General features: G+C 43.8%; 14 protein-coding genes. 7 read left to right on the plus strand and 7 right to left on the minus strand.

Features of this window, described 5'->3' with window-relative positions; genetic code table 11:
• Positions 1 to 146: 146 nt before the first annotated feature.
• Positions 147 to 842, minus strand: a complete 696-nt coding sequence (locus WA352_RS19855) for a TIGR04219 family outer membrane beta-barrel protein (RefSeq protein WP_004803376.1) — start codon at positions 840 to 842, stop codon at positions 147 to 149.
• Positions 843 to 974: 132 nt separating this feature from the next.
• Here WA352_RS19855 and WA352_RS19860 point away from each other — a divergent pair, with 132 nt between their 5' ends.
• The 3 genes from WA352_RS19860 to WA352_RS19870 all read left to right on the plus strand — a co-directional run bounded on the left by WA352_RS19860 (position 975) and on the right by WA352_RS19870 (position 4,427).
• Complete coding sequence (locus WA352_RS19860) at positions 975 to 2,417, plus strand: aldehyde dehydrogenase family protein (protein WP_005317070.1); 1,443 nt, start codon at positions 975 to 977, stop codon at positions 2,415 to 2,417.
• A 377-nt stretch (positions 2,418 to 2,794) separates the two neighbouring features.
• Positions 2,795 to 4,273, plus strand: a complete 1,479-nt coding sequence (locus WA352_RS19865; protein ID WP_004803394.1) for a sodium-dependent transporter — start codon at positions 2,795 to 2,797, stop codon at positions 4,271 to 4,273.
• 10 nt (positions 4,274 to 4,283) lie between these two features.
• The gene (locus WA352_RS19870) at positions 4,284 to 4,427 is read left to right on the plus strand and encodes a methionine/alanine import family NSS transporter small subunit (RefSeq protein ID WP_004803397.1); all 144 of its coding nucleotides are present in this window, start codon (positions 4,284 to 4,286) and stop codon (positions 4,425 to 4,427) included.
• Between the two features lie 41 nt (positions 4,428 to 4,468).
• Here the strand turns inward: WA352_RS19870 and rsmB are convergent, their stop codons facing one another.
• Positions 4,469 to 5,776: a 16S rRNA (cytosine(967)-C(5))-methyltransferase RsmB gene (gene rsmB / locus WA352_RS19875; protein WP_005317074.1), complete on the minus strand. Its 1,308-nt coding sequence runs from the start codon at positions 5,774 to 5,776 to the stop codon at positions 4,469 to 4,471.
• On the minus strand, positions 5,773 to 6,735 hold the full coding sequence (fmt, locus tag WA352_RS19880) for a methionyl-tRNA formyltransferase (protein ID WP_005317077.1): 963 nt from the start codon (positions 6,733 to 6,735) through the stop codon (positions 5,773 to 5,775). Before fmt ends, rsmB begins: the two co-directional genes overlap by 4 nt.
• 209 nt (positions 6,736 to 6,944) lie before the next feature.
• Between fmt and ilvD the strand changes: the two genes are divergently transcribed.
• The 3 genes from ilvD (at position 6,945) to WA352_RS19895 (ending at position 11,020) form a co-directional block, all read left to right on the plus strand.
• Entirely contained in the window at positions 6,945 to 8,774 is a 1,830-nt protein-coding gene (ilvD, locus tag WA352_RS19885; protein WP_032859414.1) for a dihydroxy-acid dehydratase, read from the plus strand.
• A gap of 143 nt (positions 8,775 to 8,917) precedes the next feature.
• Positions 8,918 to 10,207 carry a hypothetical protein gene (locus WA352_RS19890; protein ID WP_005317082.1) on the plus strand — a complete coding sequence of 430 codons (1,290 nt, stop codon included), beginning with the start codon at positions 8,918 to 8,920 and terminating at the stop codon, positions 10,205 to 10,207.
• An 81-nt stretch (positions 10,208 to 10,288) separates the two neighbouring features.
• On the plus strand, positions 10,289 to 11,020 hold the full coding sequence (locus tag WA352_RS19895) for a sulfite exporter TauE/SafE family protein (protein ID WP_005317085.1): 732 nt from the start codon (positions 10,289 to 10,291) through the stop codon (positions 11,018 to 11,020).
• Between the two features lie 12 nt (positions 11,021 to 11,032).
• On the opposite strand, the gene WA352_RS19900 is transcribed toward WA352_RS19895, so the two are convergent.
• Both WA352_RS19900 and WA352_RS19905 read right to left on the minus strand, forming a co-directional pair.
• The gene (locus WA352_RS19900) at positions 11,033 to 11,923 is read right to left on the minus strand and encodes a LysR family transcriptional regulator (RefSeq protein ID WP_005317088.1); all 891 of its coding nucleotides are present in this window, start codon (positions 11,921 to 11,923) and stop codon (positions 11,033 to 11,035) included.
• A 106-nt stretch (positions 11,924 to 12,029) separates the two neighbouring features.
• On the minus strand, positions 12,030 to 12,932 hold the full coding sequence (locus WA352_RS19905; protein WP_005317092.1) for a LysR family transcriptional regulator: 903 nt from the start codon (positions 12,930 to 12,932) through the stop codon (positions 12,030 to 12,032).
• A gap of 123 nt (positions 12,933 to 13,055) precedes the next feature.
• On the opposite strand from WA352_RS19905, the gene WA352_RS19910 reads away from it, so the two are divergent.
• Positions 13,056 to 13,802 (plus strand): SDR family oxidoreductase, encoded by a 747-nt coding sequence (locus tag WA352_RS19910; protein WP_005317095.1) that lies wholly within the window; start codon positions 13,056 to 13,058, stop codon positions 13,800 to 13,802.
• Positions 13,803 to 13,854: 52 nt separating this feature from the next.
• Here WA352_RS19910 and WA352_RS19915 read toward each other — a convergent pair whose 3' ends face one another.
• On the minus strand, positions 13,855 to 15,150 hold the full coding sequence (locus WA352_RS19915; protein ID WP_005317098.1) for a solute carrier family 23 protein: 1,296 nt from the start codon (positions 15,148 to 15,150) through the stop codon (positions 13,855 to 13,857).
• 310 nt (positions 15,151 to 15,460) lie between these two features.
• Positions 15,461 to 18,142, minus strand: a complete 2,682-nt coding sequence (gene ppc / locus WA352_RS19920) for a phosphoenolpyruvate carboxylase (protein ID WP_005317115.1) — start codon at positions 18,140 to 18,142, stop codon at positions 15,461 to 15,463.
• Positions 18,143 to 18,172 lie beyond the last annotated feature (30 nt).

Genomic DNA, 18,172 nt, shown 5'->3' on the forward strand with positions numbered 1-18,172 from the left:
ATTTATATGATAGGTGAAAAGTTTGTATTGGGGTATTCGCTAATCACTACGATTGTTGTAGGTTTTGGCTTACATTAAGGAGGAGAGCTTAATGATTGGATATAAAAAACGGAATCTAAAGATTCCGTTTCTCACGTTATTACGATTTAGAAATGGATATCTAAGCCGATATAAGGACCTTTAAAGTTAAATTTAAGGTCATTTTTTTCGTAATCATCTAGTTTGACATCGAGGATACGATAGCCCGCTTTTAAGCCAACATCGACCAAGAGATTGTCAATAAAGTTGTATTGTAGTTCGGCTTGTGCATCGGTGATTTTAGCGTCGTTAAAGTTGCTATATAACAACTCAGCTTTAGCGCTTAAGCCTGTGAAAGGTAGTTTTACCCCAGCTGATCCATAAATCACAGGAACCGTTTTATCGATATCAGTTTTGCTTAAGCCTAGTGTTTTTACATCACCATTCAAGTTAGTGGCACCTAGACCAACATCTGCATTTACGATGGTGTCTAAAATTTCATAATACAAAATGAAATCGGTATGATCGATATTTAGATCATAAACTGGCTGACCTGCAACTTCATTTTCAGTTTGTGATTTTAAATTCACATAGCGAATTTTTGCATTTGGAATCAGTGGAATCGGGTGTTCAAATGCAAGCGAGACTTGTGCAGAACCTTTACGATCAAGGTCTTGATCTGGTGCTGAAGTTTGTGCGGCCATATTGGCTTCACCATTGTAATTCCAATAGCTAAGATCACCTTTTACACCAATCATATCTGCTTGTGCCAGACCACAAAAGCTTGTCCCTAAAGCAAGCATTGATATTTTTAATATTTTCATTGCATTGTCCTAATCAGTATCAAAAACCGTAATGAATTGTTGTGAATTCATCAGCGAATGGGCGAATCATATAGTGATCTTGGAAAATATGCAGTAGTCTAATTTTAAATTTTTATAACGGGATCAAGAATAATGACAGATACAACAAGCGTGCGGGATTATCCACTGTATGTCGCGGGAAAAGCGGTGAGCACGGGGCAATGGCTTGAAGTACATGATAAGTATCGAAATACCGTCTATGCTCGTGTTGCTCTGGCCGATGCCAAAGTGCTTGAAAAAGCCATTTCTGCTTCAGTAAAAGCAGAACAGGAAATGGCAGCATTAAAGCCCTTTCAAAAACAACAGATCTTATTGCATTGTGTAAAGCGCTTTAATGAACTGCGTGAAGAATTGACTGAAATCCTGATTGCCGAAGGGGGCAAGCCGCGAGGTGCAGCAAGTGCAGAAGTTGAACGTCTGATTAATACCTTCCAATTGGCAGCAGATGCAGTGACGCAGCTGGACGATGGCCGCATGTTGCCCTTGGCGGTGACACCTGCAGCAGCCCGTTTTCGAGGTATGGTTAAACATGTGCCAATTGGTGCGATTTCCTTAATCAGTCCGTTTAATTTCCCTCTGAATCTGGTGGCACATAAGATTGCGCCTGCGATTGCAGCAGGCTGTCCTTTTGTTTTAAAACCTGCCAGTTTGACTCCAATCAGTGCATTAATGATAGCCAAGGTATTAGCTGAAACAGATCTACCTAAAGGTTCATGGTCGATCTTGCCGTGTGACCGTCAAGCAGCAGATATTTTGGTGACCGATGATCGCTTTAAATTACTCAGCTTTACAGGTTCAGATCAGGTCGGTTGGGATATGAAAGCGCGTGCAGGCCGAAAGAAAGTCACCTTAGAACTGGGCGGTAATGCTGCGGTTCTGATCGATGCAGATACCGTGATTGATGAGGCACTTATAGATCGTTTGATTAGTGCCGCTTATGGGCATGCGGGGCAGGTCTGTATCAGTGTGCAGCGGATTTTAGTTCATGCTGATATTTATGCAGAAGTGAAAAAGAAACTGGTCGCAAAATTGAAAAAAATCAAAGTGGATGATCCAGCTTTAGCAACGACATTGGTTGGGCCCATGATTAAGGAAGCTGAGGCTGTTCGCCTAAAAAAGTGGCTAGATAAAGCTGAGAAAAAAGGAGCAAAAATACTGACAGGAGGAAGTTTACAAGGCATGTTGTTTGAACCTGCTTTGTTGGAAAATGTAGATGCCAAGCTGGAAATCTATAAAGATGAAGCCTTTGGTCCTGTGGCGATCCTTGAAAAATTTAAGGATTTTGAGCAGGGTATTGCCACCATTAATCAAAGTCGTTTTGGCTTACAGGCGGGTGTATATACGCAGAATCTAAATAAGATGCTGTACGCATGGGATCATTTACATGTCGGAGGTGTGATTATTAACGATGTCCCAACTTTCCGTGTCGATAATATGCCTTATGGCGGGGTGAAGGATTCTGGCCTTGGTCGGGAAGGGATTCATTCTGCAATTCGGGATATGCAAGAGGAAAGGTTATTAGCCATCAAACAATAAAAAAGATTGTGGCCCAAGCGGAGTTTTAGCTTCGCTTGATTGTTTTATGTACTTGATTTTTATAAGTTGACTGCAAGGTCAAAATTACAGTCTGTTGAAAAATAATCAGTTGTTCAAAAAAGATGACTTTTTCTTTCAGAATTTACAGTAAAAAGAAATAAAAACAGGTATTGTTCGGCTATTAAAAGCAGAAAAACAAAGCCCAATCTTTAAGGAAGATGGTTTGGTTTTTGCTTTGTTTGTCCATGTAAACGGAGACCCACAAGGTTGAAATTTCATGCAAGCAAAACAAGATTTTTTATGGCACTTTTCATGTCTGTTGGATAATAAAAACCTAACACAGCATGGAATAGCCAGCAGGACAACTTAGGTGTTTTATGGCAGATTCTCGTGAAAACTGGACATCACGATCTGGTTTTATTATTGCAGCTGTTGGTTCAGCTGTAGGTTTAGGTAACATTTGGCGTTTCCCTTATGTTGCTTATGAAAATGGCGGCGGGGCGTTTCTTATCCCTTATTTACTTGCGTTGATTACCGCTGGTTTACCTCTTTTATTCTTGGATTATGCAACCGGTCATCGTGCGCGTAATTCACCACCAAAAGCGTATCGGGCGCTATTTAAAGGCGGTGAGACACTGGGTTGGTGGCAAGTCTGTGTCTGTATCATCATTGGTTTGTACTACGCCAGTGTACTGACTTGGGCGGGAAGTTATGTCTACTTCTCGATTGGTCAGGCGTGGGGCAGTGACCCGGAAAGCTTCTTCTTCAATACTTATTTGCAGACCTCAAAAGCGACTGGCTTTGACCTGAACTTCGTCAGCCATTTGTTCTGGCCTATCGTTGGGATTTGGGCACTGACTTTAATCATTTTATATGGTGGGGTGAAAAAGGGCGTTGAATTATCCAATAAGATTTTCATGCCATTATTATTCGTCTTGTTCACGATTCTGGTGGTTCAGTCATTACGTTTACCTGGTGCGGCTGAAGGCTTAAATGCATTCTTTACCCCAAACTGGTCGGCAATGATGGATTATAAAGTTTGGTTAGCGGCGTACGGCCACACCTTCTTCTCATTGTCGGTTGGCTTCGGGATCATGGTGACCTATGCTTCTTATCTTAAACCAAAAACTGATTTAACAGGTTCAGGCTTGATTGTTGGTTTTGCCAATGCATCGACTGAAATTTTAGCGGGTATTGGAATCTTTGCGGCATTGGGCTTTATGGCACATACCGCTGGTAAAGAAGTACACGATGTTGTGAGTGGTGGTATTGGTTTGGCATTCATTGCCTTCCCGAAAATCATTTCAAGTTTAGGTACTGGTTCAGACATATTTGGCCTCTTATTCTTCTCTTCACTGTTTGTTGCCGGTATTTCTTCAATGGTGAGTATTTTGGAAGTGCCAATTGCGGCAATGCAAGATAAATTGAAATGGGGCCGTACCAAAGCTGTAACTATTATTGGTGGTGGTAGTGCACTGGTTTCAGTGATTTTATTCTCAAGTGTAAATGCGATTAAGCTCGTTGATATTATTGACCATTTCATCAATAACATCGGTATTATTGGTGGTGCATTGGTTTCGATTATCTCGATTGCTTGGCTAAAACGTTCTGCATTAATTGAGCTTCGGGATCATGTCAACCGTATTTCGACGATTCAGCTCGGCAAGGGTTGGTCATTTACATTAACCGTGATTACTTCACTCATCTTGTTAACAACCTTAAGCATGACCGTGTTTAACTTGGTGAAAAACGGTTACGATAGTTATAGCATGAGCTTACAAGGAATCTTTGGATGGGGCAGCGTGATTTTCTGTGCTGTCGTTGCTGTTGTACTCAGCCGAATCAAAGATCGCTAGGAGAGTAGAGATGAATACTTCAGCAATCATCATGATGATTATTTCTATGCTATTTGTATGGGGTGGATTGGCGCTGTCTATTCTGCACTTAATGAAGCATCCAGAAGAACTCGATGAGGTTCTGGAAGAAGTGAAAGATCAGCATACGCTTTAAAAATAGATTTAAAAAAAGCAGGCTTTAAGCCTGCTTTTTTATTATGCCAATTTTTTAATCAGGCAATAATAGAAACCATCACCAGCGTGGGCAGAAGGAAACAGCTGACGACCATGGGTCTGTTCAATGCCCCAATCGGCTTCGATTTTGATTTCTTCTGCATCCGTGTGTTCTGCAAAGAATGCCGCCATTTGCTGCTCGTTTTCAGCTTTTAGAATCGAGCAGGTGATATATAGCAAAGTGCCGCCGACTTTAAGCTGTTGCCACATCTGCTGCAAAATCTGTTGTTGTAACGCAACGGTTTGTGCGATATCGGTTGATTGTCTGAGCAGGCGAATATCGGGGTGGCGACGAATCACACCTGTTGCAGAACAAGGCGCATCCAGCAAGATACAATCGACGGGTTCAGGTGCCTGCCACGTGGTGGCATCAGCGGTAATAATCTCAACATTGTTCTCATTTAAGGCAAGACGTTCTAAATTTTCAGAAACACGTAGTAAACGTTTTGCATCATGATCAAGCGCAATCAGCTTTTTAGGATCAAAGCGCTCAAGGATGTGTGCAGTTTTACCCCCTGGTGCAGCACATGCATCGACAACAACTTTGTTATCTAAGTTTGGTAAAAGCGTCGCACACAATTGTGCATGTTCATCTTGAACAGAAAAACCACCTTCTTCAAAACCCGGTAAATGGGTAATATTGCCCGTTTGCTCTAGAACAATACCAACATCTGAAAGCGTGCAAGGACGAGCATCAATCTGCTCTTCGTCCAAAATCTCTAAATATTCGTTACGACTGACTTGGCGTTCATTGATGCGCAACGTCAGTGGTGCGACTTGTTTTAAGGCTTGGCATAGAGACTCTGCTTGCTCAGGCCAATCTTTCTTGAGTCGTTTGAATAACCAGCTTGGTAAGCCATGGGTATTATTCAACGCTGTTTCAAATTCAGCTGTTTCACGTGAAACACGACGCAGAATCGCATTCACCAAACCACTCATTGGCTCGAAACCGAGTTGCTTAGCCGCATTTACAGTTTCTGAAATCGCAGCATGTACTGGAATACGCGTACATAAAATTTGATATAAACCTAGATATAAACAACTTTCTAGGGCTTCATTGTCTAATGGTTTTGTGAGCAGGGGTAAGGTAATGGCTTTTAACGAATACCATTGGCGCAAACAACCTAAAGTAAGCTCGTGATATAAACCACGGTCACGTTCAGAAACGATATTGATATGTTGATTCAAAACGGAAGACAAAGATTGCCCATTTTGAACCGCCAAAAGTGTTTTGACCACTTGCGCACGCAGATTCAAATTTTTTGTAGATGATTGATTCGATTGGCTCATGGGAGAATTTGTCCAATATGCAATTTTTGAGTTTGAGTAATTTGTACTGGATTGAGGGCTTTAGCACCTGGCCATTGTAAGCTGGTTAAGCACACTGCAGTATTTTCGCCACAAGCAACGTGAACACCTTGTTTATCAATGGCAAGGATTTCACCAGCTTGTGCATCGGTTTTGCTCAGTTGTGAAAGTGTAGAACCCCAAACACGTAAGGCATTGTTTTCATCGAGCTGAATAAACGCGACTGGCCAAGGGTTAAAGGCACGAATATTACGATCGATTTGAACTGCATTTACAGTCCAATCGATACGCGCTTCTGCTTTCACTAATTTGTGCGCATAAACGGTCAGTGCTTCATCTTGTACTTCACGTTTTTCAATAAAATCCTGCAAGCTTTGTTCTGATTCAAGCACGGTACAAATCGCTTCTGCACCTTGAACAGCCAATTTGTCATGCAAGCTGGCCGTGGTATCTTCCGCAGTAATTGGGCAATAGGTTTTATACATCATATCGCCAGTATCTAAACCTGCAGCCATTTGCATGATGGTAATGCCCGTTTCAGCATCCCCTGTGGCAATGGCGCGTTGAATCGGGGCAGCACCACGCCAGCGTGGTAGCAATGAACCATGAATATTTAAACAACCATATTTCGGGGTATCCAAAACCGCTTGCGGTAAAATCAAGCCATAGGCTGCAACCACCATCACATCTGCGCCAAGTGCAGTAAGCTCTTGTCGCGCGGCCAAGCCTTCTTCCGTAGATGCTTTAAAATTTAAAGGTTGATAAACAGCTAAACCGTGCTCAAGTGCTAATTGTTTTACAGGCGATGGCGTTAATTTTTGCCCACGTCCTGATTTACGGTCAGGTTGGGTATAAACCGCAATGATCTGGTGGGATGTTTTTAATAATGCCGCCAATGCGGTTGCCGCAAATTCAGGCGTACCAGCAAAAATGATTTTCACAAATGGAATCCAAATAAAACTTATCTCAAATTATAAGCGAAAACGCGGCGAGTCCCTAATTCACGGACTGAATTGCTTTTGTGCAAAAAAGATAGGCCTGTTGGTCATCTGTTAAACGATAACTTGTAGTATGATGCAAAGAGCTCAGTATCATTTCGCCAGAGAGAAAGTCTTATTTTTCTCGAGCACACACTTGTTGGGAATACAAAATGCCTGATTATCGTTCGAAAACATCAACACATGGAAGAAATATGGCGGGCGCGCGTGGTTTATGGCGTGCGACCGGTATGAAAGATGAAGATTTTGGCAAACCAATTATTGCGGTGGTCAACTCATTTACCCAATTTGTTCCCGGTCACGTGCATCTTAAAGATTTAGGTCAACTTGTTGCGAGAGAAATTGAAGCTTCTGGTGGTGTGGCAAAAGAATTTAATACCATTGCCGTCGATGACGGGATTGCCATGGGCCATGACGGGATGCTGTATTCACTGCCATCACGTGATTTGATTGCCGATTCTGTGGAATACATGGTCAATGCCCATTGTGCCGATGCCATGGTCTGTATCTCGAACTGTGACAAGATCACACCGGGAATGTTGATGGCGGCAATGCGCTTGAATATCCCCGTGGTATTCGTGTCTGGTGGTCCAATGGAAGCAGGTAAAGTCAAATTCCGTGGTGATGAAAAGGCAATTGACCTAGTTGATGCCATGGTGGTTGCAGCAGACGAAAGCTATACCGATGAAGAAGTGGCTGCGTTTGAACGCTCGGCATGTCCAACCTGTGGTTCATGTTCAGGGATGTTCACAGCCAACTCAATGAACTGCTTAACCGAAGCTTTAGGTTTGTCTCTACCGGGCAACGGTTCGATCGTGGCAACCCATGCCAACCGTGAAAAATTGTTCTTAAGAGCAGGTCGTTTAGTGGTTGAACTGGCGAAACGTTATTATGAACAGAATGATGACAGCATTTTGCCACGTTCAATTGCAACTAAAGCTGCATTTGAAAATGCCATGACGCTTGATATCGCAATGGGTGGTTCAACCAATACCGTATTGCATTTACTTGCGGCCGCACATGAAGCTGAAGTTGATTTCACCATGGATGATATCGACCGTCTGTCTCGCCAAGTACCAGTATTGTCAAAAGTTGCACCTGCAAAACAAGACGTGCATATGGAAGATGTGCACCGTGCGGGTGGGATCATGGCGATCTTGGGCGAGCTGGATCGTGCGAATTTACTGAATACCTCATGTCCAACCGTGCACGAGCCTACGTTGAAAGATGCATTAGACAAGTGGGATATTATCCGTACTGAAGATGCAGACGTTTATGAGTTCTATCGTTCATCTCCGGGTGGCATTCCAACCCAAGTGGCATTCTCGCAAAACCGTTATTATTCAACCCTTGATGGTGACCGTGAAAAAGGTGTGATTCGTAATGCTGAACATGCCTTCTCTCAAGATGGCGGTTTAGCAGTTCTTTACGGCAACATCGCTCTAGATGGCTGTATCGTCAAAACTGCGGGTGTGGATGAGTCAATTCTTAAATTTACCGGTACAGCACGCGTTTTTGAAAGCCAAGACGCAGCGGTTGAAGCGATTCTGGATCATAAAATCGTTGCGGGCGATATCGTAGTGATTCGTTACGAAGGCCCACGTGGTGGACCAGGGATGCAGGAAATGTTGTACCCAACCAGTTACCTGAAGTCGAAAGGCTTAGGTAAGGACTGTGCCTTGATTACCGATGGTCGTTTCTCCGGTGGTTCGTCAGGTTTGTCGATTGGTCACGTGTCTCCTGAAGCAGCAGAAGGTGGTGCAATTGGTCTGGTTGAAGATGGTGATACCATTCAAATCGATATTCCAAACCGTACCATTCATTTGAATGTTGATGATGCGACTATGGCACATCGCCGTACCGTTCAGGAAGCAAAGGGTTGGCATCCTGCAGAAGAGCGTAAACGTAAAGTGTCTAAGTCATTGAAGATTTACGCAATGCATTCGACCAGCGCAGCCAAAGGCGCAGTACGAGTTTTGTAATCCCGTTTAGTCCCTCTTTCAATTAAGGGGGACTTTTTTGTTATTTTATAAGATACTGAACAGACTTATTGACTCACTTGTTCCAACCCAAGTTTGAGTATATCGATTCATATTTCACTTTATGACCATTAGAGGCGATCGACATGTCTTTGTTACGTCGTTGGTTTGATCCCATCCGATCGAGTTGGTTCTATCAGAAACCTTCACGTCAGGCGGTGTTACCCACGGAACAGGGTTTAAGCATTTACCTGCGTCTAGACGATGTTTATAGCTATCTTGCGGTACAACAACTGGATCAGCTCAATGAAATCCTGAGTGATGAGTTGAAACCTCTAAAAGTGATTATTTCGAGGCAGGACGCAGAGCCTCCGAATGGCATGTCCAAGCAGGAATGGCTCAGTTACTGTTTAAATGATGCCAAGATTCTTGCCAAGCAACATCGTTTTGGCTTTGATGACACCCCAGAAATTCCCAGCGCGGAAGCATTACAACAAGCTGAAACCATTCTTCGAAACACCCCCTTACGAGAACAGAACTTCTTACATTTACTGGAAGATGTGTTCCATATGCTGTGGCAACAACAATACGGCAAATTACGTACCCTATATGCCATGGCCAGTCGGCATCAAAGCCCTCAAGATTATCCTGAACGCATTTTTAAAGATGTGCCTGTTGCTGCCAGTTATTTCGAATTTGGTGAGCGGAAATATCAAGCGGTCGATGATTTATTACGTTTAACCCGCCGTCTAAAACAGCAAAAATTGCTGACGGGAAATCCTATTTTCCTGATCAATCATATCGAATGGCGCGAGCATTTGATTAATGATGGTGAGGCGCTCAATGAAGTGCAGGCCATGCATCCCGAGCTAGATTTATATATCGCGCTTGAAGATCCAATGAGCTGGTTATTATTGGCCTATATCAAAGAAGAACTGGCCAATTATTATAATATCCAGTTGAAGGTTTATCCCTTGAGTTATCACGGGCGAGACTGGTTTGACTGGAGCTTGGCGACTCGTGTTTCCAAGCGTACCCAAGTGGCATTTACCCCATTCTGCCGTCCAACCAAAGAAGCGACTTATGAAATGGCACGACTGTTTTATAGTGTGCCTGAAGAACAGCAGGTGGATTGTATCCATCAGATTTTTGAAGGGGTATGGACGCGTGGTAAAGACTTGTCGTTTAAGGCCCATTTTCAGCGCATGCAAAAGCGTTTAGAGATTGGACAAATCACTGAGCAAGATGTGGAGGCATTACTGAAACAGAATGATGAACTGTGTCAGCAAAAGCATCAGCCTGATTTTCCAGTCCTAGAATTGCGCATTGACGGGCAAAGTTATGTCTTTAACAGCCTGTATCGGGTCTGGATGATTGAAAGCATTATCAGCAATGTGTTGGAAGACAAATATAGAACCGCCTCAAGCTCTGCCTGAGGCCCGCTCCCAAAAATAAGAATAGGGCAAACTTGGCTTTTTTTCGTAGCATAATTCCGATGCAATATCGGAGATTCGGGCGTGACTTTTTTAGCAATTATTGTGATGGTATTTGTCTTTGCGGGCATGATTAAAGGCATGATCGGCTTGGGTTTACCTGCGGTCTCCATGGGACTGCTCACGATTGCCATGAGTCCTTTTCAAGCTGCATCTTTACTGATTGTTCCCTCAATGATTACCAATATCTGGCAGCTGTTTGCTGAAGGGCGGGTCTGGACTTTTGTACGCCGCTTTTGGTCTTTGTTGCTTGGAATTGTGGTTGGATCGGTCTGGAGTTTTTTGCCCACTTTAAGCCAAAGCCATGGCCAAAGCAGTGAAATTTTATTGGGTACGATGTTGATACTGTACGGGCTTTATGGTTTATGCGTTAAGAATCTGCCTCACTTGGGCAAATATGAGCGTTGGCTCTCACCTGTGGTCGGTTATATCGGTGGGGCGGTGACTGTGGCAACAGGTGTGGTGATTATTCCCGTAGTGCCTTATTTACAGTCTTTGCATTTAAAACGGGATGAGCTGGTTCAGGCTTTGGGTTTGACCTTTACCGTGTCCACCATTTGCCTCGCCGTATTTTTACAGCATAACCCGATGGCAGGCATCACTCTGGATTATCGCCTATCCATCGTGGCTTTGATTGCGGCTTTAATGGGTATGTGGTTGGGTAAAAAAATTCGCTATCAATTGAATGAGCAACGCTTCCGCCGCCTGTTTTTTATGGGCTTGGTCGCATTAGGTGCGTATATGCTATCGCATTAATTTGGGTCTGAACTAAGGACGATGTTGCAATAAAAAATCTGCAAACTTTTGATAAGTCTCGGGCAGTTGACTGAAATCCTGCGTTGCCAACAGCAGTTTCCGATTGGCCCATGCACCCAGCAGCTGTACCGTGTTGAAATGATAGTCTGGCTCTAAACGCTGTGCAGCACGAGCAGGCATAATCGCGATGCCGACGCCTTTTGCCACCACTTCAGCAATTGCAGCGAAATTGGGCAAACGCAAACGGTATTGGATATTAAAGCCAAGTTGCTTGGCTTGGGTTTCGATGGATTGCTGCAAAGAATGATGCGGCATCAATCCAATAAAACCATAGTTTAGGGCCTCGACCAAATTCAATTGTGTGTGTTGGGTGAGAGCATGTGAGGCTGGGCAAATTAGCACCAAGGGATCACTGGCAAATTCTTGGGTTTGCAATGGGCGAATATCAAAGAAACTGGAAACCAAGCCGAGCTTGGCCATGCCTTTGCCGAGCGCCGCAATAATCTCTGAACTTTCAGCTTCATGCAGATCGATATTGATGTCAGGATGACGCATCAGATATTGCGGTAACAGCGGTGGCAGATATTCACTTTGTGCAGAGGAGTTGCACCACAGGGTTATGGATTCGGGTTGTTGTTGCCGAAAGCGTTGCATCTCTTGTTCAAGTTGGTCTTTTTGTCGGAGCAAACGTCGTGCATGTTCGGCTAAGGCATGGCCTGCACTGGTGAGCTCAACACCCGTGGTGTGTCGAATGAATAAAGGCGTATCGAAATATTGTTCAAGTTTTTTGATGCGTTCACTGGCTGCTTGCAAGGAAATTGCAGAACGTTCCGCCCCTTTGGTCAGACTGCCTGTAGTGACGATATGCAGAAATAGCTGTAAATCAAAAAAATCAAAACGCATGATGGCAACGCATTGAAATGCAAAAAATCATCATACTAAACATCACTTAAATAAAGATAGTGGACTTAAGTGCAGCAAAAATTGTTTTTGATGAGCAGCGAAACGGTTAAGCCTGATCCAAAGGATGATCTTTAAACAACTGTACCATCCATTCAATAAATACCCGTTGTCGAGGTGAAACCCGTGTTTTTGAGGGGTAAAGCAAAGAAACGGGTAAAGAAGGAACGGCGTATTGGGTTAACACAGGGCACAGCTGACCATTTTCGATTTGCTTTAAATGACCATAACGTGGCACCTGAATAATACCAAAGCCTTGTTCTGCAGCAGCAGAGTAGGTCTGCGCCCCATTGACTTGAATTAAGGAGGTGAGGTCATAAAACTCAACTTTATCGTGAATCAGAAACTCTAAGGGAAGCGTTTTTTGCCGTGCTGTGGAATGAAAGCCCACCATAAAATGCTGTTTTAATTCACTCAGTGTATTTGGAGTACCATATTTTTTGAGGTATTCAGGACTTGCGAGGGTGACTTGCGGGATCAGCCCCAAGGGTCTGACCACCAGTTCACTATTATTTAAATGACCAATCCGAATCACACAGTCGATGCCTTCTTTAATCAGATCAACATAGCGATCACTTTCAGTCAGTTGTAATTGGATTTGTGGGTATTCGTCGAGAAACTGATGTAGTTTGGGCAGAATAAAATGCGCAGCAAAGATACCGTGGACTTCGACCTTTAAGCTACCTTGCGGTTTAGCATGTAAAAAATCATGATCTGATTCATCAATATAAGCCAGAATATATTTACAGCGTTGATAATACAGGTGGCCTTCGTCGGTCGGATTCACTTGTCGTGTGGTCCGAAACAGTAGGCGGGTATTCAGCTGCGTTTCTAATTGTTTAATCGCATCTGTGAGGGTCGAGCGCGGTAAATTCAGGATCTGTGCTGCTTTGGTAAAACTTCGCTGCTCAACCACATGTACAAATGTCGACATTGCATTTAACTTGTCCATAGGCTTGATTCTTTTGTTCGGCCTATCCGTATAAAGAAGCCGAAATTTGATGGATTATCTTGTTCTCACTGAACAGTATCATAGATCGTATTCCGTGATAAGTTGAGTTGGACGAGGTTAAAAATGAATACGCCAGCAAATGATAAAAAAGTGATTTTGATTACAGGCGCATCCCGAGGTATTGGTGCTTTTACCGCGGCTTTATTGGCACAGCAAGGCCATCAAATCGTGATTAATTATGCACGCAATGATTTAGAAGCGAATCAGTTGGTCGAAAAAATTAAAGCTGCGGGTGGGACAGCAAGTGCCTTTAAAGCAGATATCAGCCAGTCGCATCAGGTTAAGCAACTATTTGAATATGTCATTCAACACTACGGGCGAGTGGATATTCTGATTAATAATGCGGGCATCATGTGCTTGCAAAAAATTGAAGCTTTAGATGATGAAACCATTGAAAAGGTTTTAGCGATTAATTTAAAAGGCAGCTTATATAGTATGCGAGAGGCGGCGAAACGACTTGAACAGGGTGGGAAAATTATCAATCTCTCTAGTAGCGTGATTGGTATGAAGCTGGAAGGGTATGGCATTTATACCGCTTCTAAAGCAGCCATCGAAGCTTTGACCGCAATCCTTGCCAAGGAGTTAAGAGGCAAAAATATTACCGTCAATGCAATTGCACCTGGGCCAACAGCGACGGAGCTATTTTTTGAGGGTAAGAGTGAGGCATTGATTGCACAGTTGGCCAAAGCAGCCCCGTTAGAACGTTTAGGCACAGTGGAAGATATTGCTGCGGTGCTTGATTTTGCCGTGAGTGATGCCAGTAACTGGATCAATGCACAGGTGATTAGAGCCAATGGTGGCATTATCTAGTCGTGGCATCTTTCCCAAAATAAAAAAGGCAGCTTACGCTGCCTTCAATGTTTTAGTTTTTATCTTTTAAACTGAATAACAGGTTCAGGAAAATCGCAGCAAAAGTTGCGGTTCCAATACCACCTAAATTAAAGCTACCAAATAACAATTCAAAGTTGCCTGCACCTAAAATAATGGTGACAGAGGCAATGATCAGATTTTTATTATTAGAGAAATCGACTTTGTTTTCGATCCAGATTTTTGCACCGGCAATGGTAATCAAGCCAAACACTACAATCGAAGCACCTGTCAAAACTGCGGTTGGAATGGTACTAATCACTGCACCAAACTTAGGTGAAAGACCCAAGAAAATAGCAAACACACCTGCGATCACAAACACAATGGTGGAATACACGCGGGTCACTGCCATTACCCCGATGTTTTCACCATAAGTGGTCATACCCGGTGCACCAACACTACCTGATAACGTGGTGGCTAAACCATCGGCAACAAAAGCTTTGCCCAATTGCGGAGTCAGGTTTTCACCTGTCATTGCTCCCACCGCTTTGATATGACCTAAGTTCTCTGCCACTAAAATCAGTGCAACTGGTGCAATGATCAGAATCGCATTTAAATCAAAAGTTGGATGTGAAAAGCTTGGAATACCGAACCATGGTGCCGCAGCGATTTGGGAGAAATCAATCGGTTTGCCATAGCCTAAAACATTGGTTGCAATGGCATAAAGCGCATAGGCAATCAGTAGGCCAACGAGTAACAATAAACGCTGTAATAGCCCTTTGGTAAAGACCGCAATGATGCCCATACTCAGTACAGTGATGAGAGCCATCCACATCTCAAACGGTTGACCGGCAACCCCTTTAATGGTGACAGGTGCAAGGTTGAGACCAATGATCATCACGATCGCGCCGGTGACGACGGGTGGCATTAGTTTTTCGATCCAGCGTGTACCTGTGAGCATGACCACAAAACCGATCAAGGCATAAAAAATACCACAGGCGACGATCCCGCCAAGTGCAACCGAAAGGTTAGGATTGGCCCCAGAGCCCGTGATATGTCCTGTTGCCGCAGCAACTACACCGATAAAGGCAAAACTTGAACCTAAATAACTTGGTACGCGTCCACCAGTGATCAGGAAGAAAATAATGGTACAAATCCCTGACATTAAGATGGCAAGGTTTGGGCTAAAACCCATTAATAAGGGTGCAAGAACCGTTGCACCAAACATTGCAAATGCGTGTTGAACCCCGAGCACCGCACTTTGTAAGGGCGGTAAATATTCATTTGTCGCAACAGGGCGATGATCGATCTTCCCCTGATACGGCTGCCATTTTGGAAACCAACTTGACATAAATTAGACTCATTATGTGATATCAGCGCGTATGATACCCTGTCTTAAAACGAGCTTTCACCTATAAGCCATTGAGAATATTGCCAGAACAGGCATTACGGGTTTGTATTTTTACCTTTTGGTAAAATTTGTTTCAAAATAAGCTAGCGGTTTTATTATTTATTTTTGTGCTGATGCTTTGAAAAGTTAACTCTTTTATTTTCAAAATATTTTTTGAATTTTTTCTCTTTTTAAAATTTAGATGGCATATTTTGCCAGTCTTGCCATCAATAGGCAGAGTTCCTATTGATGGCAAAGTCGAGTTTAGTGCTTAACCTGTATTACGCAGACCTGCGGCAATCCCCGCAATACTGACCATTAAGGCATGATCGACAGGGCTGTGTTCGGTTTGGTGTTCAGCCAGATATAAACGGCGACGTTTCATCAACTCAGCTTGTAATAAATGCAGTGGCAATAAATACGGTTTACGCACCTGCATGGATTGATCTAAAACCTCATTGTTGCTGAGCAGTTTAGATTCACCCTTTAAACTCAGCAGGGTATCCACCGCATTTTGCAGACGCTGGCGTAATTCCACGCCAAGCACCTTTAAGTCCTGATCTTGGGTCAGATGTGACTCATAGTACAGGGCAATATCGGCATCAGATTTAGACAATACCATTTCCAACATATCAATCAGGGTCTGGAAATAAGGCCATTGTTCCAACATCTCATTCAAGGTGTTTTTATGCTGTTCATGCACCTGATTAATCGCCGTACCTGTACCCAACCAAGCAGGCAGCATCAAACGGATTTGGGTCCATGCAAACACCCATGGAATGGCACGCAGTGATTCAATACCACCACTGACTTTACGTTTGGCTGGGCGTGAACCCAATGGCAGCATTTGCAGTTCCAGTTCTGGTGTAACCGTCCGTAGGTAGCTGACAAAATTTGGATTTTCACGCACCGTTTGACGATAGACTTTGACGGATAAATCGGTCATTTGATTCATCAAGTCACGCCATTGTTTTTTCGGTTCAGGTGGTGGTAGCAAGGTCGCTTCTAAAGTTGCAGCGGTATAGATTTCCAGATTTTGCAGCGCAATACCTTCTAAACCGAATTTGAAGCGAATCATCTCACCTTGTTCAGTGACTCGAATCGCACCTGAAATTGAACCTGGTGGCTGCGAGAACAGGGCTTGTTGTGTTGGTGCACCACCACGGCTGATTGAACCACCACGACCATGGAATAAGGTCAATTGCACACCATGCTGTTTGGCAATAGCAGTCAATTCCTCTTGAGCGCGATATTGTGCCCAGTTGGCGGACATAAAGCCTGCATCTTTGGCAGAATCTGAATAGCCAATCATCACCTCATGTTTGCCCTGAATATGCTGTTTATACCAATGCATATTGAACAAGGTCGTCATGGTTTTGGCTGCACCATCCAGATCTTTCAAGGTTTCAAACAGCGGCACCACGCGTAGCGGATGTTGAATCCCAGCTTCCTTTTGCAGCAATAAAACTGCGAGCACATCACTTGGATATTCTGCCATCGAAATGATATAGGCACCCAAGCTCTCGGGCGGCTGTTCTGCCAAAGTACGCATGGTCGCAAATACTTCAAGTACATCAGGGTGTTGAATCAGGCTGCCTTCAGGTTCATTGAAGAACTTTGGTAATAATGGACGTTTGCTTTGCAGCTCTTGAATTAGGAAGTTTTGACGAGCCTGTTCGGTCCACGATTCAAAATTGCCTAGACCTAGATATTCGGTAATCGCAGAAATGGCCTGACGGTGACGGCCCGATTCTTGACGAATATCCAGCTTGAGCAGTTCAATGCCGAAACAGTTGACCCGATAAATGAAATCCAGCAATTGTCCATTGGCGATTTCGGCTAAGTTACTGTCAATCAACGAGCGATAGCAGAGGAGCAGTGGCGCTAATAGTTCATCTTTATCTTTGATGATATTGCTGTCATCGGCTTCAGCACCTTGTAAGCGTTGCCCCAACCAATAACGGGTGGCTTTTAAACGTTCACGGGTGTCTCGTAGATATTCACGATAGGGTTCAGGGTGTTCATAGCCCAATGCTTGGGTCAGTTCCTCAGAGCAGCTTTGAATCGACAGTTCCCAACGCAGATTTTCAATATCACGCAAATATAAATCAGCAGCTTGCCAACGTGATAGCCACAACACTTCTTGGGTGACTTGATGGGTGACATTCGGATTGCCATCGCGGTCACCGCCCATCCATGACGCAAAACGGATCGGTGCAATGCTCAAAGGTAAGGCATGCTCACAATGCTGCTGCGTGAGTTCATTCAGTTCACGTACGAATTTCGGTACTGCATTCCAGAGCGACTGCTCGATGGTGGCAAAGCCCCATTTGGCTTCATCGACAGGAGTTGGGCGATGTTGACGAATCTCATCGGTTTGCCATGCTGAGCTGACCAATTGCTTCAGTGTCGCGATGGTCTGTTGGCGTTCTCTTGGTGTCAGTTTTTGTTGATCTAACTGTGAAAGACAGTCGGTAATATCATCATATTTTTGAATCAGGGTACGGCGGCTGACCTCGGTTGGATGTGCAGTCAGCACCAATTCAATTTTTAAATCACAGATCTGTTGGAATAATTGCTGTGCATTGATTTGTTGGGTTTTGAATTTTTCGAATAAATGTGGCAGCGGGTTTGGGCTTGGGGCTTGTTCATCGAACTCGGCCTGACGACGGCTACGCACCACATGATATTGTTCAGCAATATTGGCGAAATTGAGAAAATGTGAGAATGCGCGGGTCAGCGGCAAAATCTCTTCATCTTTTAAACCGAGAAACAATTGTTCGAGCTGTTTTTCTGCTTCGATCTGGCCGTCACGTGCACCTTTGGCTAATGCGCGAATTTGCTCAATCTGATTAAACAAATCTTGCCCAGCATGTTGCTTTAAGGTCTCTCCAAGTAAATTGCCGAGTAAGCGGACATCTTCACGTAGTGGAGCAGTGATTTGCTGAATCATTCTAATTCTCCTGTTGTTCTCACTCGACTA

Origin of the sequence: Acinetobacter sp. 102 (genome assembly GCF_037028485.1) — a bacterium.
Taxonomy (GTDB): Bacteria; Pseudomonadota; Gammaproteobacteria; order Pseudomonadales; family Moraxellaceae; genus Acinetobacter; species Acinetobacter higginsii.

Coding starts and splice junctions, on each gene's coding strand:
- WA352_RS19855 (WP_004803376.1), bottom strand. CDS start 842: ATGAAAATATTAAAAATATCAATGCTTGCTTTAGGGACAAGCTTTTGT.
- WA352_RS19860 (WP_005317070.1), top strand. CDS start 975: ATGACAGATACAACAAGCGTGCGGGATTATCCACTGTATGTCGCGGGA.
- WA352_RS19865 (WP_004803394.1), top strand. CDS start 2,795: ATGGCAGATTCTCGTGAAAACTGGACATCACGATCTGGTTTTATTATT.
- WA352_RS19870 (WP_004803397.1), top strand. CDS start 4,284: ATGAATACTTCAGCAATCATCATGATGATTATTTCTATGCTATTTGTA.
- rsmB (WP_005317074.1), bottom strand. CDS start 5,776: ATGAGCCAATCGAATCAATCATCTACAAAAAATTTGAATCTGCGTGCG.
- ilvD (WP_032859414.1), top strand. CDS start 6,945: ATGCCTGATTATCGTTCGAAAACATCAACACATGGAAGAAATATGGCG.
- WA352_RS19890 (WP_005317082.1), top strand. CDS start 8,918: ATGTCTTTGTTACGTCGTTGGTTTGATCCCATCCGATCGAGTTGGTTC.
- WA352_RS19900 (WP_005317088.1), bottom strand. CDS start 11,923: ATGCGTTTTGATTTTTTTGATTTACAGCTATTTCTGCATATCGTCACT.
- WA352_RS19905 (WP_005317092.1), bottom strand. CDS start 12,932: ATGGACAAGTTAAATGCAATGTCGACATTTGTACATGTGGTTGAGCAG.
- WA352_RS19910 (WP_005317095.1), top strand. CDS start 13,056: ATGAATACGCCAGCAAATGATAAAAAAGTGATTTTGATTACAGGCGCA.
- WA352_RS19915 (WP_005317098.1), bottom strand. CDS start 15,150: ATGTCAAGTTGGTTTCCAAAATGGCAGCCGTATCAGGGGAAGATCGAT.
- ppc (WP_005317115.1), bottom strand. CDS start 18,142: ATGATTCAGCAAATCACTGCTCCACTACGTGAAGATGTCCGCTTACTC.